Annotated in this window: 20 protein-coding genes; 13 read left to right on the top strand and 7 right to left on the bottom strand. The window is 65.4% G+C overall.

What is annotated here, in order from left to right:
- The first annotated feature begins 12 nt into the window (after positions 1-12).
- Complete coding sequence (locus ACO2Q5_RS04405; RefSeq protein WP_423288388.1) at positions 13-894, top strand: ParB/RepB/Spo0J family partition protein; 882 nt, start codon at positions 13-15, stop codon at positions 892-894.
- Here the strand turns inward: ACO2Q5_RS04405 and hemW are convergent.
- From hemW to rph, 3 genes are read right to left on the bottom strand one after another with little or no spacing between them, the layout of a single operon-like run.
- Positions 891-2057 (bottom strand): radical SAM family heme chaperone HemW, encoded by a 1167-nt coding sequence (hemW, locus tag ACO2Q5_RS04410; protein WP_423288389.1) that lies wholly within the window; start codon positions 2055-2057, stop codon positions 891-893. The two genes, ACO2Q5_RS04405 and hemW, sit on opposite strands and share 4 nt — an antisense overlap.
- Entirely contained in the window at positions 2054-2665 is a 612-nt protein-coding gene (gene rdgB, locus ACO2Q5_RS04415; protein ID WP_423288390.1) for an RdgB/HAM1 family non-canonical purine NTP pyrophosphatase, read from the bottom strand. The genes hemW and rdgB overlap by 4 nt, the downstream gene beginning before the upstream one ends.
- Positions 2662-3378, bottom strand: a complete 717-nt coding sequence (gene rph / locus ACO2Q5_RS04420; RefSeq protein ID WP_423288391.1) for a ribonuclease PH — start codon at positions 3376-3378, stop codon at positions 2662-2664. The genes rdgB and rph overlap by 4 nt, the downstream gene beginning before the upstream one ends.
- A gap of 121 nt (positions 3379-3499) precedes the next feature.
- On the opposite strand from rph, the gene hrcA reads away from it, so the two are divergent.
- Both hrcA and ACO2Q5_RS04430 read left to right on the top strand, forming a co-directional pair.
- On the top strand, positions 3500-4570 hold the full coding sequence (gene hrcA / locus ACO2Q5_RS04425; protein WP_423288392.1) for a heat-inducible transcriptional repressor HrcA: 1071 nt from the start codon (positions 3500-3502) through the stop codon (positions 4568-4570).
- A 20-nt stretch (positions 4571-4590) separates the two neighbouring features.
- Positions 4591-5121 carry a nucleotide exchange factor GrpE gene (locus ACO2Q5_RS04430; protein ID WP_423288393.1) on the top strand — a complete coding sequence of 177 codons (531 nt, stop codon included), beginning with the start codon at positions 4591-4593 and terminating at the stop codon, positions 5119-5121.
- 102 nt (positions 5122-5223) lie between these two features.
- On the opposite strand, the gene mutS is transcribed toward ACO2Q5_RS04430, so the two are convergent.
- Complete coding sequence (gene mutS / locus ACO2Q5_RS04435; RefSeq protein ID WP_423288394.1) at positions 5224-7854, bottom strand: DNA mismatch repair protein MutS; 2631 nt, start codon at positions 7852-7854, stop codon at positions 5224-5226.
- 145 nt (positions 7855-7999) lie between these two features.
- Here mutS and ACO2Q5_RS04440 point away from each other — a divergent pair, with 145 nt between their 5' ends.
- The 5 genes from ACO2Q5_RS04440 (at position 8000) to ACO2Q5_RS04460 (ending at position 13373) form a co-directional block, all read left to right on the top strand.
- Complete coding sequence (locus ACO2Q5_RS04440; protein WP_423288395.1) at positions 8000-10255, top strand: NADP-dependent malic enzyme; 2256 nt, start codon at positions 8000-8002, stop codon at positions 10253-10255.
- Positions 10255-10659, top strand: coding sequence for a PaaI family thioesterase (locus tag ACO2Q5_RS04445; RefSeq protein WP_423288396.1), 405 nt, complete (start codon positions 10255-10257; stop codon positions 10657-10659). Before ACO2Q5_RS04440 ends, ACO2Q5_RS04445 begins: the two co-directional genes overlap by 1 nt.
- Before the next feature lie 63 nt (positions 10660-10722).
- On the top strand, positions 10723-11622 hold the full coding sequence (locus ACO2Q5_RS04450) for a D-amino acid aminotransferase (protein ID WP_423288397.1): 900 nt from the start codon (positions 10723-10725) through the stop codon (positions 11620-11622).
- 103 nt (positions 11623-11725) lie between these two features.
- The gene (locus ACO2Q5_RS04455) at positions 11726-12433 is read left to right on the top strand and encodes an HAD family hydrolase (protein ID WP_423288462.1); all 708 of its coding nucleotides are present in this window, start codon (positions 11726-11728) and stop codon (positions 12431-12433) included.
- A 13-nt stretch (positions 12434-12446) separates the two neighbouring features.
- Positions 12447-13373 carry a hypothetical protein gene (locus ACO2Q5_RS04460; RefSeq protein WP_423288398.1) on the top strand — a complete coding sequence of 309 codons (927 nt, stop codon included), beginning with the start codon at positions 12447-12449 and terminating at the stop codon, positions 13371-13373.
- Positions 13374-13406: 33 nt separating this feature from the next.
- Here the strand turns inward: ACO2Q5_RS04460 and ACO2Q5_RS04465 are convergent, their stop codons facing one another.
- Complete coding sequence (locus tag ACO2Q5_RS04465; protein WP_423288399.1) at positions 13407-14639, bottom strand: argininosuccinate synthase; 1233 nt, start codon at positions 14637-14639, stop codon at positions 13407-13409.
- 112 nt (positions 14640-14751) lie between these two features.
- Between ACO2Q5_RS04465 and ilvA the strand changes: the two genes are divergently transcribed.
- Complete coding sequence (gene ilvA / locus ACO2Q5_RS04470; RefSeq protein ID WP_423288400.1) at positions 14752-15999, top strand: threonine ammonia-lyase IlvA; 1248 nt, start codon at positions 14752-14754, stop codon at positions 15997-15999.
- A gap of 4 nt (positions 16000-16003) precedes the next feature.
- Here the strand turns inward: ilvA and ACO2Q5_RS04475 are convergent, their stop codons facing one another.
- Complete coding sequence (locus ACO2Q5_RS04475) at positions 16004-16333, bottom strand: Hpt domain-containing protein (RefSeq protein WP_423288401.1); 330 nt, start codon at positions 16331-16333, stop codon at positions 16004-16006.
- 181 nt (positions 16334-16514) lie between these two features.
- Between ACO2Q5_RS04475 and ACO2Q5_RS04480 the strand changes: the two genes are divergently transcribed.
- Positions 16515-17747 carry a PP2C family protein-serine/threonine phosphatase gene (locus tag ACO2Q5_RS04480; protein ID WP_423288463.1) on the top strand — a complete coding sequence of 411 codons (1233 nt, stop codon included), beginning with the start codon at positions 16515-16517 and terminating at the stop codon, positions 17745-17747.
- Here ACO2Q5_RS04480 and ACO2Q5_RS04485 read toward each other — a convergent pair whose 3' ends face one another.
- Positions 17748-18194 carry an NUDIX hydrolase gene (locus tag ACO2Q5_RS04485; RefSeq protein WP_423288402.1) on the bottom strand — a complete coding sequence of 149 codons (447 nt, stop codon included), beginning with the start codon at positions 18192-18194 and terminating at the stop codon, positions 17748-17750.
- A gap of 79 nt (positions 18195-18273) precedes the next feature.
- Between ACO2Q5_RS04485 and ACO2Q5_RS04490 the strand changes: the two genes are divergently transcribed.
- Genes ACO2Q5_RS04490 through ACO2Q5_RS04500 form a run of 3 tightly spaced genes read left to right on the top strand, consistent with a single transcriptional unit; the run spans position 18274 to position 20991 of the window.
- A complete protein-coding gene (locus ACO2Q5_RS04490) occupies positions 18274-19260 on the top strand; it encodes an Hsp33 family molecular chaperone HslO (RefSeq protein WP_423288403.1) in 987 nt (328 codons plus the stop codon).
- Complete coding sequence (locus ACO2Q5_RS04495; protein WP_423288404.1) at positions 19250-19855, top strand: CoA pyrophosphatase; 606 nt, start codon at positions 19250-19252, stop codon at positions 19853-19855. The genes ACO2Q5_RS04490 and ACO2Q5_RS04495 overlap by 11 nt, the downstream gene beginning before the upstream one ends.
- A complete protein-coding gene (locus ACO2Q5_RS04500; protein ID WP_423288405.1) occupies positions 19852-20991 on the top strand; it encodes a CCA tRNA nucleotidyltransferase in 1140 nt (379 codons plus the stop codon). Before ACO2Q5_RS04495 ends, ACO2Q5_RS04500 begins: the two co-directional genes overlap by 4 nt.
- The last annotated feature ends 2 nt before the right edge of the window (positions 20992-20993 follow it).

A 20993-nucleotide genomic window follows, 5' to 3' on the forward strand; every position in this document is an offset into this window, starting at 1 on the left:
CCGGAGGATAAGATGGAACGCAAGGGTCTGGGCCGCGGCCTGTCGGCGCTGATGTCGGATGTGAATCTGCGGCCGGAATCCGAAGGTCCGCGCCGGCCGGATGCCACGCTGCCGGTGGAACGGATCCGCCCCAATCCCAATCAGCCGCGCAAGGATTTCGACCAGACCGCGCTGGAGGCTCTTGCCGCGTCCCTGCGGCAGAAGGGGGTGATCCAGCCGCTGGTGGTGCGCCCGGTGGGCGACAACAGCTATGAAATCGTTGCCGGGGAACGTCGTTGGCGCGCGGCGCAGATCGCACAGCTGCATGAGGTGCCCGTGGTCATCCGTGAACTGGATGACACCGAGGTGCTGGAAGTTGCGATCATCGAGAACATCCAGCGCGAAGATCTGAACGCCATTGAAGAGGCTTTGGGCCTGAAGGCGCTGATCGACCGTTTCGGCCATACGCAGGAGAAGGTGGCCGAAGCCTTGTCCAAAAGTCGCAGCCATGTGGCGAACCTTCTGCGCCTGCTGAACCTGCCCGATGAGGTGCAGAAGATGGTGCGCGAGGACGTGATCTCGGCCGGGCATGCGCGGGCGCTGATCGGCGTGCCGGATGCTGTGGGCGTGGCGAAGAAGATCGCCGTCAACGGCCTGTCGGTGCGCGAGGCGGAAAAGCTGGTGCGCGAAGGCGAGGGCGGCAAGACCCCGAAGCGGCCTTCCGGCGGCGCGGCGGAGAAAGATGCCGATACCCGCGCGCTGGAAGGCGATCTTTCGGCCAATCTGGGCCTGCCGGTGTCGATCGACGACCGCGGCGGGGCGGGCAGTGTGACCATCCGCTACAGCAATCTGGAAGAATTGGACGCGATCTGCCAGCTCCTCTCGGCGGCTGGAGAGCGCTTCGCCCGCGATTAGTCGTCTGAAAGCTCCAGCAGCAGCCGGTTCAGCAGCAACCGGCCGCTGTTTGTCGTGCGCAGCCGGTCGCCCTCGACGAGGACAAGCCCGTCTTCCCGGAACTGCGCCAGCTTCTGTCCGTTCAGCGGTGCGCCGTTCAGACGGGTGTAGCGCGACAGGGACAGGCCTTCGCTGAGCCGCAGGCACATCATCAGATATTCAATCGCCTGCGCCCGGGGATCGAGTGTTTCACGTGAAACTTCGCCGTGGCCCTTCTGCCGCACCGATTCCAGCCAGAACTCGGGCATCCGATGGGTGTTCGTCGCATATCGTGTGCCGTCCAGCGTCAGCCTTCCGTGCGCTCCGGGCCCTATGCCCAGATAATCCCCCATTCGCCAATAGACGAGATTGTGGCGCGATTCGGCGCCTTCAATGGCATAATTGGAGACTTCATAGGCCTTCAGCCCGGCTTCAGCGCAAAGCTCTGCCGTGACCTCATACATGTCGGCGGCAAGGTCCTCATCCGGCAATCCGCGCAGTTTGCCAGCGTCGTAAAGCTGCGCGAAGGCTGTGCCGTCTTCAACTGTCAGCTGGTAAAGCGAGATGTGATCGGGGCGGCGCGACAGCAGGGCGCGCAGCTCTTTGGTCCATGCATCAAAGGACTGATCCTGACGGGCATAGATCAGGTCACAGGAGGTACGGTCGAAAATCGACTGGGCCAGATCCAGCGCGACAAGCCCTTCGGCCGCGGAATGCTGGCGGCCAAGGCGGCGCAGGTCGGTGTCGTTCAGCGCCTGAAGCCCAAGAGATACCCGATTGACCCCCGCGCTGCAATAGCCCGCGAAACGCCCGGCCTCCACCGAGGTCGGGTTGGCCTCCAGCGTGACCTCCATATCGTTGGACAGCCGCCAATGCCGGGAGATCCGGTCCAGAATGGCGCCGACCACCGAAGGTTCCATCAGCGACGGCGTGCCGCCCCCGAAGAACACACTGCGCAGGATGCGGCCGCCGGTCTCTTCAGCGGCACGGTCCAGTTCCTGAAGATAGGCCGCCTGCCAGTCCGCCTGATCAATCCGGGCGCGCACATGGCTGTTGAAATCGCAATAGGGGCATTTGGCCTTGCAAAAGGGCCAGTGCAGGTAAAGGGCGAAGCCGCCCTCTACCGGATCATCGCTCTGTTTCACGTGAAACACTGGACCAGCATCTGCTCCACCGCGCGGGCGCGATGGCTGATGCGGTTCTTCAGATCGGCGGACATCTCGCCAAAGGTCTGGTCATGGCCGTCCGGCTGGAACATCGGGTCGTAGCCATGACCCTCGGCCCCGCGACGTGGCCAGACGAGTTGCCCGGCGCAGACGCCTTCGGCATATTCGTCATGCCCGTCCGGCCAGGCCAGCACCAGCGTGCAGCGGAACTGTGCCAACCGGGGCAGGGGAGCTTCGGCCTTTTCCAGAAGGCCCCAGGTCTTTTCCATCGCCATGGAAAAATCCCGGCCATGGGGGGTGAAGGCCCAGTCCGCGGTGTAGACCCCGGGCGCGCCGGCCAAAGCATCGACCGTCAGGCCGGAATCGTCGGCCAGCGCGGGCAGGCCACTGGCCTTTGCCGCGGCATGCGCCTTGATCCGGCCATTGCCCAGAAAGCTGGTCTCCGTCTCCTCCGGCTCCGGCAGGCCCAACTCTCCGGCAGAGAGGCAGGTGATGCCCAAGGGCGCCAGAAGCGCGGAGAATTCCTCCAGCTTGCCTTTGTTGTGCGTGGCGACGACCAGCCGGTCGCCCGAGAAACGGCGGGTCACTTGGACAGCGCCTCCTTCTGCGCCTGCACCAGATCGGCAATACCCTTGGTGGCCAGATCCATCAGAACCCCAAGATCTTGGACCGAGAACGGCGCACCTTCCGCCGAGGCCTGCACCTCGACCAGACGGCCCGCGCCGGTGATGACAAAGTTCCCGTCGGTGCCCGCGGCGGAATCCTCATCATAGTCCAGATCCAGCACCGGCTGCCCGGCATAGATCCCGCAGGAGACCGCGGCCACATGGTCCATGATCGGGTCCGAGGTCACCAGACCCTTCTTCATCAACTGGTTCACTGCAAGACGCAGCGCGACAAAACCGCCGGTGATCGCCGCGCAGCGGGTACCGCCATCGGCCTGGATCACGTCGCAATCCACGGTGATCTGCCGCTCACCCAAGGCCTGCCGGTCCACCACGGCGCGCAAGCTGCGCCCGATCAGCCGCTGGATTTCCTGCGTCCGGCCGGATTGCTTGCCCGAGGCCGCCTCACGCTTTGACCGGGTATGGGTCGACCGCGGCAGCATGCCGTATTCTGCCGTCACCCAGCCCATGCCCGAATTGCGCAGAAAGGGCGGCGGCTTGTCTTCCAGCGAGGCGGTGCACAAAACGTGGGTGTTACCTACCTTGATCAGGCAGGAGCCTTCGGCATGGCGCGAAACGCCGGTTTCGATGGAGAGGGCGCGGAGCTGGTCCAGAGCACGGCCAGAGGGACGCATGGCATTTCCTTTCGTGATTCCCGGCCAGATAGGCCCCGTGCCCCCCTTGATGCAACCCCGATTGACGAGCGGCCCCGCAGCGCCTTTATTCAGGGAAAGAAGCTGCCGCATTGCAGAACAGATGTCCGACAAGGCCAAAGTCCTGACCGAAATGACAGATCGCTCACGCGAGGTGTTCCGCCGCGTGGTCGAAGGCTATCTGGCCACCGGTGAACCCGTGGGGTCGCGCACGCTGACCCGTGCCATGACCGAAACCGTTTCGGCCGCCACGATCCGCAATGTGATGCAGGATCTGGAATTCCTGGGCCTTCTGGATTCGCCGCATGTCTCGGCCGGGCGGGTGCCCACGCAGCTGGGCCTGCGGATGTTCGTGGACGGCTTCATGGAAGTGGGCACCGTGGCCGAGGCCGACCGTGAGCGGATCGACGCCACGATGAGCCGGAATGATCAGGACGTGGAATCCCTGTTGGACCATGTGTCCAATGCGCTGTCGGTGCTGACGCGGGGGGCCAGCATCGTTCTGACGCCAAAGCATGAATCGGCGCCGATCAAGCATATCGAATTCGTGTCGCTGGCCGCGGACCGGGCGCTGGTCGTGCTGGTCTTTGCCGATGGCCAGGTGGAGAACCGGCTGTTCCGGCCGCCTGCGGGCCAGACACCCAGTTCGATGCGCGAGGCGGCGAATTTCCTGAATGCCATGGCGGGGGGGCGGACACTCGAAGACCTGCGCCGGAGCCTGCGGCGCGAGATCGAGGCGCGGCGGCAAGAGGTGGACACGCTGGCGCGGGAGCTGGTGGAAAGCGGTATCGCCGTCTGGGAAAACCCCGGCATGTCGCAGGAAAGGCTGATCGTGCGCGGCCGGGCCAATCTGCTGGACGGGGCCAGCGAGGCGGATGTGGAACGCATCCGCAGCCTGTTCGACGATCTGGAACGTAAGCGGGACATTGCCGAATTCATCGACCTTGCTGAAGACGGCGACGGGGTGCGCATTTTCATCGGCTCGGAGAACAAGCTTTTCTCACTTTCCGGTTCAAGTCTGGTGGTCTCTCCCTATATGAACGCCGAGCGGAAGATCATCGGCGCAGTCGGAGTCATCGGCCCCACGCGGCTGAACTACGGGCGGGTGGTCCCCATCGTGGATTACACGGCGCAGCTTGTGGGGCGGATGGTTGCCGACCGCGGGCGGGCCTGAGGACAAGGAAGACGAAGGACATGGCGCAGGACAATGCGGCCCCCGAAACCGGGGATCTGCCCGAGCTGGAAGAGTTCATCACCGATGGTGAGCTGGAGGCGCTGAAGGCGGAGCGGGATGAATACCGCGACAAGTTCATGCGGGCGCTGGCCGATGCGGAAAATGCCCGCAAGCGCGCCGACCGCGACCGGCGCGAGGCGGAAATGTATGGCAGCACGCGGCTGGCCCGCGATCTGCTGCCGGTCTATGACAACCTGAGCCGCGCGCTGGCCGCGATCCCGGACGACAGCCGCGCCGCCTCGGCCGCGCTGATCGAAGGGGTGGAGCTGACCCTGCGCGAGCTGACCAAGGTGATGGACAAGCACGGCGTGAAGGCGATTTCGCCCGCCATAGGCGATATGTTCAACCCGCAGGAGCATGAGGCGATGTTCGAGGCGCCGGTTCCGGGCACCAAGGCGGGCCAGATCATTCAGGTGATGACCCAGGGCTTCCTGCTGCATGACCGGCTGCTGAGGCCCGCGCAGGTGGGTGTCTCCTCGACCCCGGGCTGAGGCGCTTCGGGCGGCCCGCCGGGGGCGTTTCGCCCCCCGGACCCCCAGAGGATATTTGTGCAAACTGGAATGGAATGCCGCGCAGGTCAGGGCGCGGCATTTCTATTTCTGCGTCATGGCCTTCAGATCATAGACCAGCCGCAGCGCCTCGATCGGGGTCAGATCGTCGGGCTGCACCGCGTTCAGCCGGTCTTCGACATCCGAGGTCTTTTGCGGTTTGGCCGCGGGCGGCGGCGGGGCTGCGCGGAACAGCGGCAGATCGTCGATCAGGGCCGGGGCCTTGGCGCCGTCGCGGTCGCCCTTTTCCAGCGCGTCGAGGATGACCTTGGCGCGGTCCACCACGCTGGCGGGGAGCCCGGCCAGCCGGGCCACCTGCACGCCGTAGCTGCGGTCGGCGGCGCCGCGGCGCACCTCGTGCAGGAAGATGACCTCGCCTTCCCATTCCTTCACCGCCACGGTGGCGTTTTCTACGCCGGGCAGCTTGCCCGCCAGCGCGGTCATCTCATGGTAATGGGTGGCGAAAAGCGCGCGGCAGCGGTTCGCCTCGTGCAGATGTTCCAGCGTGGCCCAGGCGATGGAGAGCCCGTCCCAGGTGGCGGTGCCGCGGCCGATCTCATCCAGAATGACCAATGCGCGGTCATCCGCCTGATTAAGGATTGCGGCGGTTTCCACCATTTCCACCATGAAGGTGGACCGTCCCCGCGCCAGATCGTCAGAGGCGCCGACCCGGCTGAAGATCTGGCTGACAAGGCCGATATGGGCGCTGGCGGCGGGGACAAAGCTGCCCGCCTGCGCCAGAAGGGCGATCAGTGCATTCTGCCGCAGGAAGGTGGATTTCCCGGCCATGTTCGGCCCGGTCAGCAGCCAGATCGCCGGGCTTTTCCCGGCGGTCAGGTCGCAGTCATTCGCCACGAAGGGCGCGCCGCCCTGACGGCGCAAGGCGCGTTCTACCACGGGGTGCCGGCCGCCCCGGATCATAAAGGCGCGGCTGTCATCCACCTGCGGCTCTGTCCAGTCCTGTTCCGCGGCCAGATCGGCAAAGGCGGCGGTCAGGTCGATTTCGGCCAGCGCGGCGGCGGCGGCCCCGATGGGGCCGGATTGGTCCAGAATGGCGCGCTTCAGGCTGTCATAGTGACGTTTTTCAATCTCCAGCGCGTGATTGGCGGCGTTCAGGATGCGGGTTTCCAGATCGGACAGCGCCACGGTGGTGAACCGGACCTGTCCGGCGGTGGTCTGGCGGTGGATGAACAGATCGGGCCGGGCGCGCAGCTTCTCTTCATGGGTGGTCGTCACCTCGATGAAATAGCCCAGCACGTTGTTGTGCTTGATCTTCAGGCCGGGCACGCCGGCGGCTTCGGCATATTGCGCCTGCATCTGGCCGATGATGCCGCGGCCTTCGTCGCGCAGAAGCCGGGTTTCGTCCAGTTCGGCATCAAAACCTTCGGCGATGAAGCCGCCGTCGCGCGCCAGAAGCGGCGGTTCGGCCACCAGGGCCTGATCCAGCAGGCTGGTCAGCGCCTCATGCCCGGTCAGTGCGCGGGCGGATTGCGCCAGAAGCGGTTGCACCTCGGTCAGCCGCGCGGAAAGCTCCAGCGCCTGGGTCAGCCCGGCCCGGATCGCGGTCAGATCGCGCGGGCCGCCGCGGTCCAGCGCCAGCCGGGACAGGGCGCGGTCCATGTCCGGCACCCGCCGCAGCACCTCGCGCAGGGTATGGCGCAGCGGGCTTTGGTCCAGAAGGAAGCGCAATGCCTCATGCCGGGCATGGATCAGGGGCAGATGGCGCGAGGGCGAGGCGAGCCGCCGTTCCAGAAGCCGCGCGCCGGCCGCGGTGACGGTGCGGTCCACCGCCATGAGGAGCGAGCCTTCCCGCCCGCCGGACAGCGCCTGTGCGATTTCCAGATTGCGGCGGGTGGAGGCATCGATCTGCACCGTGCCGCCCGCGCTTTCGCGGACCGGCGGGCGCAGGAGCGGCAGGCGCCCGCGCTGCGTCAGGTCCAGGTAATCGACCAGCCCGCCCATGGCGGACAGTTCAGCCCGGGTGAAGCTGCCAAACCCCTCCAGAGAGCCCACGGCATATAGCGCACACAGCCGCTTTTCCGCCCCGGCGGAATCGAAACTGGCGCGGGCAAGGGGTGTCATCGCCGCGCCGGAATCTGCCACCAGTTCCGCGAAATCGCGATCACGCGCATCGGACACCAGCACCTCACGCGGGGCGAGCCGGGCCAGTTCCGGCCCCAGACGCTCCGCCGGGCAGGGCATCACATGCAGCGCGCCGGTGGAAATGTCGCACCAGGCCAGTGCGCCTTCGTCCCGTACCTCGGCAAAGGCGGCAAGGTAGTTGTGGCGCCGCGCCTCCAGCAGGGAATCTTCGGTCAGGGTGCCCGGGGTCACCAGCCGCACCACCGCCCGTTTCACCACCGATTTCGACCCGCGCTTCTTGGCCTCGGCCGGGTCTTCCATCTGTTCGGCAATCGCCACGCGAAATCCCTTGCGGATCAGCGTCAGCAGATAACCCTCGGCCGCATGGACGGGGACACCGCACATCGGGATCGGTTCGCCCTGATGAAAGCCGCGCTTGGTCAGGGCGATATCCAGCGCCTCGGCCGCCTGCACCGCATCTTCGAAGAACATTTCGAAGAAATCGCCCATCCGGTAGAACAGCAGCGCGCCTGTGTTCTGCGCCTTGATCTCCAGATACTGCGCCATCATCGGCGTGACTGCGTCTTCTGTCATGGGGTCCCCTTCGGCTGGGGGGACCCTACAAAAGCCGCCCGCCCTGCAAAAGATGAATGTCCGTCGCAAACAGGCTTTTCAGGTGGCCGCCCCCGCGATAACACCCCAAAGCCCCGTTCCGGGGTCGCCGAGGAGGAGCCTGCCCATGTCCCGCGCCAAGACCACGCCCGAAGAAGCGCTGGCCTACCATTTCGAACCCCGCCCCGGGAAATACGATATCGTGGCCTCGAAGCCGATGGCGACGCAGCGCGACCTGTCGCTGGCCTATTCGCCGGGGGTTGCCGTGCCGGTGCAGGCCATCGCCGACGCGCCCGAGACGGCCTATGACTATACGGTCAAGGGGAACATGGTGGCGGTCGTTTCCAACGGGACGGCCATTCTGGGCATGGGCAATCTGGGGGCGCTGGCGTCGAAGCCGGTGATGGAAGGCAAGGCGGTGCTGTTCAAGCGCTTTGCCGATGTGAATGCCATCGACATCGAGCTGGACACCGAAGACGCGGATGAGATCATCAAGGCGGTCAAGCTGATGTCGCCGACCTTCGGCGGCATCAACCTTGAGGACATCAAGGCGCCCGAATGCTTCATCATCGAACAGCGCCTGAAGGAAATCTGCGACATTCCGGTGTTTCACGACGATCAGCACGGCACCGCCGTGATCTGTGCCGCCGGTCTGATCAATGCGCTGGAAATCTCGGGCAAGAAGATCGAGGATGTGAAGATCGTCCTGAATGGCGCCGGGGCCGCCGGGATCGCCTGTCTGGAACTGCTGAAATCCATGGGCGCCAAGCATGACAATTGCATCATGTGCGACACCAAGGGCGTGATCTGGCAGGGCCGGACCGAGGGCATGAACCAGTGGAAATCGGCCCATGCCGCGCGGACCGATGCCCGCACGCTGGAAGAGGCGATGAAGGGCGCGGATGTGTTCCTAGGCGTCTCCGCCAAAGGTGCGGTGACGCCCGAGATGGTGGCCAGCATGGCCGACAATCCGGTCATCTTCGCCATGGCGAACCCTGATCCGGAGATCACCCCGGAAGAGGCGCATGCCGTCCGCGCCGATGCGATCGTGGCCACCGGGCGCAGCGACTATCCCAATCAGGTGAACAACGTCCTGGGCTTCCCCTATCTGTTCCGCGGCGCGCTGGACATCCATGCCCGGGCCATCAATGACGAGATGAAGATCGCCTGCGCGCAGGCGCTGGCGAAACTCGCCCGCGAGGATGTGCCGGATGAGGTGGCGATGGCCTATGGCCGCAAGCTGTCGTTCGGGCGGGATTACATCATCCCCACGCCGTTCGACCCGCGGCTGATCTATGTGATCCCGCCGGCGGTGGCGCAGGCCGGGATGGACACCGGCGTCGCCCGCCGTCCGATCATCGACATGAAGGGCTATGAGGCCAGCCTGAAGGCCCGGATGGACCCGACGGCCAGCATCCTGCAGGGCATCCATGCCCGTGCACGGCAGGCCCAGGCCCGGATGATTTTTGCCGAAGGGGACGATCCGCGCGTGCTGCGCGCGGCCGTGGCCTATCAGCGGTCCGGTCTGGGCAAGGCGCTGGTCGTGGGCCGCGACACGGATGTGAAGGAAAAGCTGGAAGCCGCGGGCCTTGGCGATGCCGTGCGCGAGCTGGAGGTGGTGAATGCCGCCAACACCCGGCATCTGGACGCCTACAAGGATTTTCTCTACCGCCGCCTGCAGCGGCAGGGGCATGACCGGCAGGATATCCACCGTCTGGCCGCGCGCGACCGTCACGTTTTTGCCAGCCTGATGCTGGCCCATGGTCATGGCGACGGGCTGGTGACCGGGGCCACCCGGAAATCCGCCCATGTCCTGAGCCTGATCAACAACGTCTTCGATGCCAAGGCCACAGATGGCGCCGTGGGGGTGACGGCGCTGCTGCACAAGGGCCGCATCCTCTTCATCGCCGACACCCTGGTCCATGAATGGCCCGAGCCCGAGGATCTGGCGACCATCGCCATCCGCGCGGCGGGTGTGGCGCGCAATCTGGGGCTGGAGCCGCGGGTCGCCTTCGTCTCCTTCTCGACCTTCGGCTATCCGGTCAGCGAGCGTGCCACCAAGATGCATGTTGCGCCCAAAGTGCTGGACCGTATCGGGGTGGATTTCGAATATGACGGCGAAATGACCGTGGATGTGGCTCTGAACCCCGATCAGATGGCGCATTACCCGTTCTGCCGCCTGACCGGCCCGGCCAATATCCTTGTGGTGCCCGCGCGGCACTCGGCTTCGATCTCGGTCAAGCTGATGCAGGAAATGGCCGGTGCCACGGTGATCGGCCCGATCCTGACCGGGGTGAAAAAGCCGATCCAGATCTGCTCGACCAATGCCACGGTGAATGACATCCTGAACATGGCGGTGATGGCCGCCTGCAAGGTGGGCTGATGGCCGAAATTCACCCCATTGCACTGGACCAGCCGCCGTTCTCGCGGCATCTGGGCCTGCGTATCGTCTCGGCCACCCCCGATGAGGTGGTGGCCGAACTGCCGGTCGCGCCGGAATTGATCAACCGCAACGGCGTGCTGCATGGCGGGGCGATCATGGCGGTGGCCGACAATATCGGCGGAACCGCGGCCTTTCTGAACCTGGCCGAGGGCGAGGGCACGACGACGGTGGAAAGCAAGACCAACTTCTTCCGCGCGGTTCCGCCCGATACGGTGCTGCGCGCGGTGGCGGTGCCGCTGCACCGGGGCCGCACCACACAGGTCTGGCAAACCACGCTTTTGCTGCCGGACGGAAAAGTGGCAGCCATCGTGACGCAGACCCAGCTGACGCTGCGGCCGCGCTGATCCCCCTTCCGCCCGTCGCGGGGCCGGTCTAGCCTGCGGCACAGCCCGCGAAGGACCAAGGCCATGACCGACCACGTCTCGACCCATCAGGCCGAGGAAGACGCCCGCAACGAAAATATCCTGATCTGGGTCGATGGCGCGCTGAAGCCAAAGCCGCAGGCCGTGGTCTCGGTCTACGATTCCGGCTTCATGCTGGGCGATGGCGTGTGGGAGGGGCTGCGGCTTTACGACGGGCGCTGGGCCTTTATGGACGATCACATGGACCGCCTGTTCGAGGCGGCCAAGGCCATCGACCTCGACATCGGCCGGACCCGGGAACAGGTGATTTCCGCCTTGTTCGAGACGCAGAAGGCCAATGGCATGACCACGGATGCCCATGCCCGGCTGATGGTCACGCGCGGCGTGAAGACGCGGCCCTTCCAGCATCCGCGGCTCAGCCAGCAGGGGCCGACCATGGTGATCATCATGGAACATTCCCGCCCGAAACTGCCGCGCCCGATCACGCTTGCCACCGTGCCGCATCTGCGCGGCCTGCCGATGACGCAGGACCCGAAGCTGAATTCGCACAGCAAGCTGAACTGCATCCTCGCCTGTATCGCCGCACAGAAGGCCGGCGCGGATGAGGCGCTGATGCTGGACATCCATGGTTTTGTGAACACGACCAACGCCTGCAACTTCTTCATCGTGCGCAAGGGTGCGGTCTGGACCTCGACCGGTGATTATTGCATGAACGGCATCACCCGGCAGAAGGTCATCGACCTCTGCCGCGCGAACGGCATCCCGGTCTTCGAACGCAACTTCAGCCTTGTCGACACCTATGGCGCGGATGAGGCGTTCCTGACCGGCACCTTCGGCGCGCAAACCCCGGTGGGCAGCATCGACGGCCGCCAGATCGGCACCGGACAGATGGGCCCTATGACAGAACGCCTGCGCGCGCTGTACAAGGATCTGGTCCGCGCCTGATCCCTTCATCTGTTCCTAAATATCCCGGGGGTGCGGGGGCTGGCCCCCGCCTCGCCGCCAGCAAAAGGCACCACGCATGACCCTTCCGACCAGCCGCATCGCCATGTGGTCCGGCCCGCGCAACCTTTCGACCGCGATGATGTATGCCTTCGCTGCCCGCGGCGATTGTGCCGTCTGGGATGAGCCGTTCTATGCCGCCTATCTGGCGGCCACGGGGCTGGATCATCCGATGAAGGATCAGGTCATCGCCAGCGGTCTGGTCGATCCCGATCATGTGGCCGGGGCCTGCCTGGGGCCGATTCCGCAGGCGCAGAGCCTGTTTTATCAGAAGCATATGACGCTGCATATGATCCCCGGCTTCGACCGGGGGTTTCTGCGGCGGGTGAGCAATGCCTTTCTGATCCGCCATCCCGCGCGGGTGGTGGCCAGCTATTCCAAGAAACGCGAGGCGCCCACGCTTCTGGACATCGGCTTTGTCCAGCAGGCGGAACTCTTCGATCAGGTCGCCCAGATGCAGGGATCGGCACCGCCGGTGATCGACAGCGTGACGATCCGCGCCAACCCGCGCGATGCGCTGGCAAAGCTCTGTGCCGCGCTGGAGATCCCCTTCACCGACCGTATGCTGAACTGGCCCGCCGGGCCAAAGCCGCATGACGGCGTCTGGGCGCCGCATTGGTATAATGCCGTCCACGCCTCGACCGGCTTTGACGCGCCCGAGGGCGATCTGCCCGACCTGCCGTCGGAATACCGCCACTTGGTGGATCAGGCGCTTCCGTATTATGAAAGGCTATTGCCGCATTCGATTTCATGAACGGGAGGTCTGAATGACCGATGCGCTGACCAGCCCCGCAGGTATTTCCGGGGCCGACGATCCTGCCATCCGCGCGCTGTCCGCCGCCATGCCGGTGATCCGACGACGCCAGCGTATGGGCTGGCTCTGGGTGATCCTGATCCTTGTCGTGTCGATCGTGGTGGGTGTCCTGCTGATCATGGCCGGGGGCGATGCGCTGGGATATGGCATTGGCGTGCTGATCACCGGGCCGATCCTGTCGCTTTGGCCCGCCGAAAGCGCGCGCAAGGCGATTGAGCGCGAGGTGCTGCCGACCGTCTGCCAGACCTTCGGCCTGACCTATGCCAAGGATGCGAACGGCATTTTCCAGACCATCCCGCGGGTCTTCATCCCCTTCGGCGGTCGTCGCAGCTGTGATGACACTTTGTCGGGCCAGCTGGCCGGACAATGGTTCCGGCTGGCCGAGGTCAAGACCGAGACCGGGGGCAAGAATTCGCAGACCCTGTTCCGCGGTGTTGTCATCACCCTGCACAGCCGGGGGCGGCCGCCGGAATTCCTGATGGCCTCGCACAAGGAAACCAAGGGGTTCCTGTTCTTCAAGGGCAATGTCCGGGTGGAGGGGATGCAGAACATCGACACCGTCTCGGGCCCGGACGGCGTGCAATACGGGATCTGGACCCCCGAAGGCGCCACGACCGATGCCGCGCTGCTGCGGCCGGTGGCCAAGCGCATCGCCGATCTGGCGCCCGAGGTGCTGCACAAATCCGCGCTTTATTCGATCTACAGCGCCAATGGCGAATGGCACATCGCGCTGCGCCACGACAAGGATTTGTTCAAGGTAGGTGGCCTGCGCGCCAGCGAGGCAGAGATCATGGCCGACATCCGCTCGGCCTCGGCCGATCTGGGACAGGTGTTCCGGCTGATCGAGGGGGTGCTGAAAGCGGAAGAGGGGCTGATCTGATCAGCCCCTCTTTGCGTTTCGTTCCGGGCGGGTTCAGCCCTTCTTCGCCACGCGCGCGTTGCGGGTGGCGATCAGGCGCAGGCGCAGGGCGTTCAGGCGGATAAAGCCTGCCGCGTCCTTCTGATCATAGGCGCCAGCGTCTTCTTCAAAGGTCACATGCTTTTCACTGTAAAGCGTGTGATCCGACCACCGCGCCACGACGCGCGCCATGCCCTTGTACAGCTTCAGCTTCACCGTGCCGGTGACATGCTCCTGCGTCTTGTCGATCAGCGCCTGAAGGGCCTCCCGTTCAGGGCTGAACCAGAAGCCGTTGTAGATCAGTTCCGCATAGCGCGGCATGATCGAATCCTTCAGATGGCCCGCGCCGCTGTCCAGCGTGATCTGCTCGATCCCGCGGTGCGCCGCCAGCAGGATGGTGCCGCCGGGGGTTTCATAAAGCCCGCGCGATTTCATGCCGACGAAGCGGTTTTCCACGAAGTCCAGAAGACCGATCCCGTGCTTGCCGCCCAGTTCGTTCAGGCGGGTCAGCATGGTGGCCGGGGACAAAGCCTCGCCGTTCAGGGTCACGGCATCGCCCTTCTCGAAGGCGATCTCGATGAATTCGGGCGTGTCGGGCGCGTCTTCCACGGCGACGATGCGCTGCGCGACATAATCGGGCGCCTCTTCGGCCGGGTTCTCAAGAACAGTTCCTTCGGAGGAGGTGTGCAGCAGATTCGCATCCACCGAGAAGGGCGCCTCGCCCCGCTTGTTCTTGGCAATCGGGATCTGGTTCTCTTCGGCGAACTGGATCAGCTTGGTGCGGCTGGACAAGTTCCATTCCCGCCAGGGCGCAATCACCCGGATCGACGGGTCCAGCGCGGCCACGCCCAGTTCGAACCGGACCTGATCGTTGCCCTTGCCGGTGGCGCCATGGGCCACGGCATCGGCGCCGGTCGATTGCGCGATTTCCACCAGATGCTTGGCGATCAGGGGGCGCGCGATCGAGGTGCCCAGCAGATATTCGCCTTCATACAGCGCATTGGCCCGGAACATCGGATAGACGAAGTCACGGACGAATTCTTCGCGCAGATCAAGGATGTGGATATTCTCTTCCTTGATCCCCAACAGCAGCGCCTTCTGGCGCGCGGGTTCCAGCTCTTCGCCTTGGCCCAGATCGGCGGTGAAGGTCACCACCTCGCAGCCGTATTCGGTCTGCAGCCATTTCAGGATGATCGAAGTGTCGAGGCCGCCCGAATAGGCCAGCACGACTTTATTGGGCTTTTTCATGCAAAGGCTCCATCGCCGGTTTCGCCCGCGGATATAAGGAAAAGCTGCAAAGGGCAAGCGAGCCGGCAGGCCAAGGCTTGCACGGACCCGCGCCTTGCGCCAAGGCTGGCACATGACACAGTTTGCCCTTGCCGCCCAAGCCGCCACGCGCGCCCTGCGCCAGCTGTTTCCCGAAACCCCGCTGCAGCGGAACGACTATCTGTCGGCCCGCTATGAGGCCGACATCTGGCTGAAGCGCGAGGATCTGACGCCCGTCCGCAGCTACAAGTTGCGCGGCGCCTTCAACGCCATGCGCAAGGTGCGGGCCGAGGCGCCCGATCAGACGCATTTCGTCTGTGCCAGTGCGGGCAACCACGCGCAGGGCATGGCCTTTGCCTGCCGGCATTTCGGGGTGCAGGGCACGATCTTCATGCCGGTGACGACGCCGCAGCAGAAGATCGACAAGACCCGCGCCTTTGGCGGGCCGAATGTCACGATCGAGTTGCTGGGCGATTATTTCGACCAGACGCTGGCTGCCGCGCAGACATTTTGTGCCGAGAAGGGCGCGCATTTCCTTGCACCCTTCGACGATCAGGACGTGATCGAGGGGCAGGCCAGCGTGGGGGTGGAGCTGCTGGCGCAGCTGGGCCGCGCGCCCGATCTGGTGGTTCTGCCGGTGGGCGGGGGCGGGCTGTCCTCGGGCGTGACGGGCTACCTGCGGGCCGCGGCGCCGGAGACGCAGTTCCGCTTTGTCGAGCCTTTGGGGGGTGCCAGCCTGCTGGCCGCGCTGAACGCCGGGCATCCGGTGAAACTGCCGCGGGTGAACAGCTTTGTGGACGGTGCCGCGGTGGCGAAGCTGGGCGATCTGACCTGGCAGTGCCTGAACTGGGCCACGCCCGATCAGGTGCTGCTGGCGCCGGAAGACCGCATCTGCATCACCATGCTGGAGATGCTGAATGTCGAAGGCATCGTGCTGGAACCGGCGGGGGCGCTGTCCATCGACGTTTTGCCGCAGCTGGCCGAAGAGATCCGGGGCAAGACGGTGGTCTGCGTCACCTCGGGCGGGAATTTTGACTTTGAGCGGCTGCCGGAGGTCAAGGAGCGCGGGCAGCGTTATGCGGGGCTGAAGAAGTATTTCATCCTGCGCATGCCGCAGCGACCGGGTGCGTTGCGCGAGTTTCTGTCGATGCTGGGGCCGGATGACGATATCAGCCGCTTTGAGTATCTGAAGAAATCGGCGCGGAACTTCGGATCGGTGCTGATCGGGATCGAGACGAAACGGGCCGAGAGCTTTGCCGAATTCACCGGGCGGATGGATGCGGCGGATTTCTCCTACCGCGACATCACTGATGATGAGGCTTTGGCCGAATTTCTTGTCTGACCTGTCAGGCCGCTGCGCCGCGGGCCAGGGCCGCCAGAAAGGCGGTCTTTGAGGCTTCATAGACGGTTCGCAGCCGCGCCAGATCCACCGGCGCGGCATCGCCAGCGGTGGCCATCTGCTCCCCCTCTTCGCACAGAGCCCCAAAGGCGCGCAGGCCCAGATTCAGGGCGCTGCCCTTCAGGAAATGCAGCGGCGCACCCAGCTGTGCGGGCGCCATCCGCGGCAGGCCTGCCATCACCTCATCGGTTTCATCCAGAAACACCCCCACCACATCGGACAGGCCGTCGGCACCGATTTCCTCGCGCAATTCGCGCAGCCTGCTCCAGTCGATCATCGCACCCTCCGGCCCGAAACGCCTGCCACACCCCGGCATCAGCCTTTCACCCGTGAATTAACAACCTGTAACGGGCAGGGCGAATGTCTTTCAAAGTTTAGATTTCACATCGGGTTAACCTGCGCGCTGCAGCCTGTGGCAGGTCTGGTGCGGGGTGCGGGTGGTGACGGAACCGGTGTTCATGGATGTGCTGCCGGAGATCCCTGCGCGGATTCTGGTGGTGGATGACAGCCGCGCACAGCGGCAGCTTCTGACCATGTGCCTGCGGCGCTGGGGCTATGAGGTTATCGAATCCGGCACCGCGGAAGAGGCGCTGGATCTTTGTGCCACGCAATCCTTTGATGTGGTCATCAGCGACTGGATGATGCCGGGGATGACGGGGCCGGAATTCTGCCGCCGGTTCCGGGCCTTGCCGCGCGAGGGCTATGGCTATTTCATCCTGCTCACCTCCAAATCCTCCAAATCCGAAATCGCCGGCGGGCTGGAGGCGGGGGCCGATGATTTCCTGACCAAACCCGTCAGCGCGAATGAACTGCGCGCGCGGCTGCGGGCCGGCATCCGCATCCTTACCATGCAGGCCGAGCTGATCGAGAAGAACCGTCAGGTGGCCCGCACGCTGGAGGAGCTGCAGGGGCTATATGATTCGCTGGACCGCGACCTGATCGAGGCGCGGAAGCTGCAGCAGACGCTGATGCGCGACCGGCTGCGCGACTATGGCGCCGTGAAAGTGGCGATGATGATTCGCGCCTCAGGTCACGTGGGGGGGGATCTGGTCGGCTGCTTCCGCATAGATCCCGGCCGGGTGGCGGTCTATTCGGTGGATGTGTCGGGGCATGGTGTCGCTTCGGCGATGATGACGGCGCGGCTCGCGGGTTATCTGTCTGGCGGCGCCCCGGATCAGAATTTTGCATATCACATGGCGCCGGACGGCACGCGGACCATCCGCACCCCGGCCGAACTGATGGCCGCCTTCAACCATCTGATGCTGGAAGATCTGCAGGTCGAACAGTATTTCACCATGGTCTATGCCGTGATCGAGCTTGCGACCGGGCAGGTCACGCTGGCACAGGCCGGGCATCCCCATCCGCTGATCCTGCGGCGGGATGGCCGTGTTGAGCGGGCGGGACAGGGCGGCCTGCCCGTCGGCCTGATCCCGGAGGCGCGTTATGATACGGTGGCCCTGCAGCTGCATCCGGGGGACCGGCTGCTCCTCATGTCGGACGGGGTGACCGAATGCCCCGATCCACAGGGTCATGAACTGGGCGAAGACGGGGCAGAGCGGATCGTGGCCCGGTTGGCGGGAATGGACAGCGCGGCCTTGCTGGAATCCCTTGTCTGGGATCTGACGGCCCATGCCGGGACGGACAGGTTTCCCGACGATGTTTCGGGCCTGATCCTGGATTATGTGCCCTGACTACAGGCCTGGACGCAAAGCCAGCGCGAGCATGGCGCGGTCGCCGTCATTGCCCAGAAGGTGCAGCGCCTCTTCCACCGGCAGCCAGATGGCGGTGTGCCCGGGTTCGGAGGGTGGGCCAAGCGGCAGCACCGGCCGGGCCAGATAGACCGTGCAGACCTTCTCCGCCCAAAGGTCATATTCCGGCATATAGACAAAGCGGCGGAAGGCGCCCAGACGGCGGGTGACGGCGATTTTCCAGCCGGTCTCCTCGAACACCTCGCGGTGCAGGGCGGCGATGGGCTGTTCACCCGGGTCAATACCACCGCCGGGCAGCTGAAACTCCGGCTGGGGGCTGGCCTGATGGGTGGCAAGGATGTGGTCGCCCTGCAGCAGGACCGAATAGATGCCGGGCCTGCGCCGGTAGGTTTGGCCCGTGCGGAAGGGTTCGCCGTAACGCCGGATCATGTGTCCCCCTTGGTCAGGCCCGCAGTTGCGCCTATATAGGCGCGGATTGCCAGACCCGGCACCCCAAGGAAACCCCCAAATGGCCATTGGCACCCAACTCGCATGGGACGACAGCGTCCTCCCGTTCCAACTTGACCGTTCCGGCATCCGCGGCCGCGTGGCCCGGCTGGACGGGGCGCTGGACCAGATCCTGAAACAGCACAACTACCCGGCCGAGATCGAGGCACTGGTGGCCGAGATGGCGCTGCTGACCGCGCTGATCGGGCAGACGATCAAGCTGCGCTGGAAACTCTCGCTGCAGGTGCGCGGCAAGGGTCCGGCCCGGCTGATCGCAACGGATTACTATGGCCCGACCGAAGAGGGCGAACCGGCCCGTATCCGGGCCTATGCCAGCTATGATGCCGACCGCATGGTAGAGACGAAGGACCCGTTCTCGCTGATCGGCGAGGGCTATCTTGCGGTCATGCTGGATCAGGGGCAGGGGATGCTGCCCTATCAGGGCTTTACGCCGATCACCGGCCGCTCTCTCGCCGCTTGTGCCGAGACATATTTCGCGCAGTCGGAGCAGATCCCGACCCGGTTCTCGCTGTCTTTCGGCAAAAGCACCGAGCCGGGGCGCCCGTCGCGCTGGCGTGCCGGGGGCGTGATGCTGCAGCATATGCCGCAGACCGGCGGGGTGGCCGCGGCCGAAGGTTCGGGCGAGGGCGGGCTTCTGACCCATGCCGACATCCTGTCCGGCCAGCAGTCGGAAGACTGGAACCGGGCGAACCACCTTCTGGACACGGTCGAAGAGCTGGAGCTGATCGGGCCGACCGTCACGCCGACCGATCTGCTGGTGCGGTTGTTCCATGAGGAAGAGCCGCGGGTGTTCGACCCGCAACCGGCACGGTTCGGCTGTTCCTGCTCGGAAGAGAAGGTGCGCAACACCATGTCGATCTACAGCCAGAAGGACATCGGCCATATGACGAACGAAGCGGGCCGCGTCACGGCGGACTGCCAGTTCTGCGGCGCGCATTACGACATGGACCCGGTCACGCTGGGCTTTGAGGGGAAGGATGCCGGTTGAACAGCGGCTGCGCGCGCTGCTGGCGCGCCCGGCCGGGGCATCTTCGGATTACGACCTGAACCCCGGCATCCGCCTGCCGGAGGGGCGCAAGCTGCGCCCCGCCGCCGTGCTGGTGCCGGTGATCTCCGCAGCGGATGGTGCGCGGGTGGTGCTGACCAAACGGTCGTCGCAGCTGAAGCATCATCCGGGGCAGGTGGCCTTTCCCGGCGGCAAGATCGAGGCGGAGGACGGTACGCCCGAAGCGGCCGCCCTGCGCGAAAGTCATGAGGAGATCGGGCTGGACCCGGCTTCAGTGCAGATTCTGGGTCGGTTGCCCGCGCATGAGACGGTGACGGGTTTCACCGTCACCCCGGTTCTGGCGCTGATCCGCGGTCCCTTCACCCCGGTGCCCGAAGCGGGTGAGGTGGAAGAGGTCTTTACCGTTCCGCTGGAGCATCTGCTGGATCCCCGCCGCTACCGGATCGAACGGCGGCGCTGGCTGGGCCAGTGGCGCAGCTACTACACGGTGCCGTGGGGACCCTATTACATCTGGGGGGCCACCGCACGGATGCTGCGCGGATTGGCCGGGGCCGCGGAGCCGGGGGCCCTGGAATGAAGATCGCCGGGGACTGGCTGGCGCGCGAGGAGACCCAGGCTGTTCTGGGTCTCTTGACCGGCGCCGGCCACAGCGCCTTTGTCGTGGGAGGCTGCGTGCGCGATGCGCTTCTGGGCGCGGCGGTCGGCGATGTGGACATTTCCACCGATGCGCGGCCCGAACGGGTGATGGCGCTGGCCCGCGGGGCCGGGCTGAAGGCGATCCCCACCGGGATCGACCACGGCACTGTCACCGTGGTCGCCCGTGGCATTCCCTATGAGATCACCACCTTCCGCCGCGATGTGGAAACCGACGGCCGCCGCGCGGTCGTGGCCTTTTCGGACCGGATCGAAGAGGATGCGCAGCGTCGCGACCTGACGATGAACGCGCTTTATGCGCTGGCGGATGGCACGGTGGTGGACCCTTTGGGTGGTCTTGCCGATGCGCTGGCCCGGCGGGTGCGGTTCGTGGGCGATGCCGAAGACCGCATCCGCGAGGACTATCTGCGCATCCTGCGCTTCTTCCGGTTCTATGCGTGGTATGGCGACCCGGCACAGGGACCGGACCCGGAGGGTCTGGCCGCCTGTGCCGCAGATTCCGCAGGAATAGAGACGCTTTCGCGAGAGCGGATCGGAGCGGAAATGCGCAAGCTTCTGTCCGCGCCCGATCCCGCGCCTGCCGTAGCGGCGATGTCGGCGGCGGGGGTTCTGGCGCAGATCCTGCCCGGCGCCGATGCCCGCGCCTTGCCGGTTCTGGTGCATCTGGAGGGCGACCTGCCGCCGTGGTGGCTGCGCCGTCTGGCCGTTCTGGGCGGCGAAGACCCGGCCGACCGTCTGCGCCTGTCCCGGGCCGAGGCGGCGGATCTGGCCGCGGTGCGGGACGGGATCGGCGGTCTGGACCGCCCGGATGCGCTGGGCTTTCTGCTGGGGGTCGACCGTGCGGCGGCGATCCTGCTGGCCCGTGCCGCCCTGTCCGGCATAACCCCGCCTGCGGGCTGGCAGGCCGAGGTGGCGCGCGGCGCGGCGGCGCAGTTCCCCATCAGCGCGAAAGACCTGCCGGATTTGTCCGGCCCCGCCCTGGGCCAGCGGCTGAAAGAACTGCGGCAGCGCTGGCTGGACAGCGGGTTGCGGCTGACCAAAGCCGAACTTCTGGCGTGACA

The organism is Neotabrizicola sp. VNH66 (assembly GCF_049445895.1).
GTDB lineage: Bacteria > Pseudomonadota > Alphaproteobacteria > Rhodobacterales > Rhodobacteraceae > Pseudogemmobacter.

Bases quoted from the DNA above. Each gene is read 5' to 3' on its own strand.
- ACO2Q5_RS04490 (WP_423288403.1), top strand. From the start codon at position 18,274: ATGGCCATTGGCACCCAACTCGCATGGGACGACAGCGTCCTCCCGTTC.
- ACO2Q5_RS04405 (WP_423288388.1), top strand. From the start codon at position 13: ATGGAACGCAAGGGTCTGGGCCGCGGCCTGTCGGCGCTGATGTCGGAT.
- ACO2Q5_RS04475 (WP_423288401.1), bottom strand. From the start codon at position 16,333: ATGATCGACTGGAGCAGGCTGCGCGAATTGCGCGAGGAAATCGGTGCC.
- mutS (WP_423288394.1), bottom strand. From the start codon at position 7,854: ATGACAGAAGACGCAGTCACGCCGATGATGGCGCAGTATCTGGAGATC.
- ACO2Q5_RS04500 (WP_423288405.1), top strand. From the start codon at position 19,852: ATGAAGATCGCCGGGGACTGGCTGGCGCGCGAGGAGACCCAGGCTGTT.
- ACO2Q5_RS04495 (WP_423288404.1), top strand. From the start codon at position 19,250: ATGCCGGTTGAACAGCGGCTGCGCGCGCTGCTGGCGCGCCCGGCCGGG.
- rph (WP_423288391.1), bottom strand. From the start codon at position 3,378: ATGCGTCCCTCTGGCCGTGCTCTGGACCAGCTCCGCGCCCTCTCCATC.
- hrcA (WP_423288392.1), top strand. From the start codon at position 3,500: ATGTCCGACAAGGCCAAAGTCCTGACCGAAATGACAGATCGCTCACGC.
- ACO2Q5_RS04460 (WP_423288398.1), top strand. From the start codon at position 12,447: ATGACCGATGCGCTGACCAGCCCCGCAGGTATTTCCGGGGCCGACGAT.
- ilvA (WP_423288400.1), top strand. From the start codon at position 14,752: ATGACACAGTTTGCCCTTGCCGCCCAAGCCGCCACGCGCGCCCTGCGC.
- ACO2Q5_RS04455 (WP_423288462.1), top strand. From the start codon at position 11,726: ATGTGGTCCGGCCCGCGCAACCTTTCGACCGCGATGATGTATGCCTTC.
- ACO2Q5_RS04485 (WP_423288402.1), bottom strand. From the start codon at position 18,194: ATGATCCGGCGTTACGGCGAACCCTTCCGCACGGGCCAAACCTACCGG.
- ACO2Q5_RS04440 (WP_423288395.1), top strand. From the start codon at position 8,000: ATGTCCCGCGCCAAGACCACGCCCGAAGAAGCGCTGGCCTACCATTTC.
- ACO2Q5_RS04430 (WP_423288393.1), top strand. From the start codon at position 4,591: ATGGCGCAGGACAATGCGGCCCCCGAAACCGGGGATCTGCCCGAGCTG.
- ACO2Q5_RS04465 (WP_423288399.1), bottom strand. From the start codon at position 14,639: ATGAAAAAGCCCAATAAAGTCGTGCTGGCCTATTCGGGCGGCCTCGAC.
- ACO2Q5_RS04480 (WP_423288463.1), top strand. From the start codon at position 16,515: ATGGATGTGCTGCCGGAGATCCCTGCGCGGATTCTGGTGGTGGATGAC.
- ACO2Q5_RS04445 (WP_423288396.1), top strand. From the start codon at position 10,255: ATGGCCGAAATTCACCCCATTGCACTGGACCAGCCGCCGTTCTCGCGG.
- ACO2Q5_RS04450 (WP_423288397.1), top strand. From the start codon at position 10,723: ATGACCGACCACGTCTCGACCCATCAGGCCGAGGAAGACGCCCGCAAC.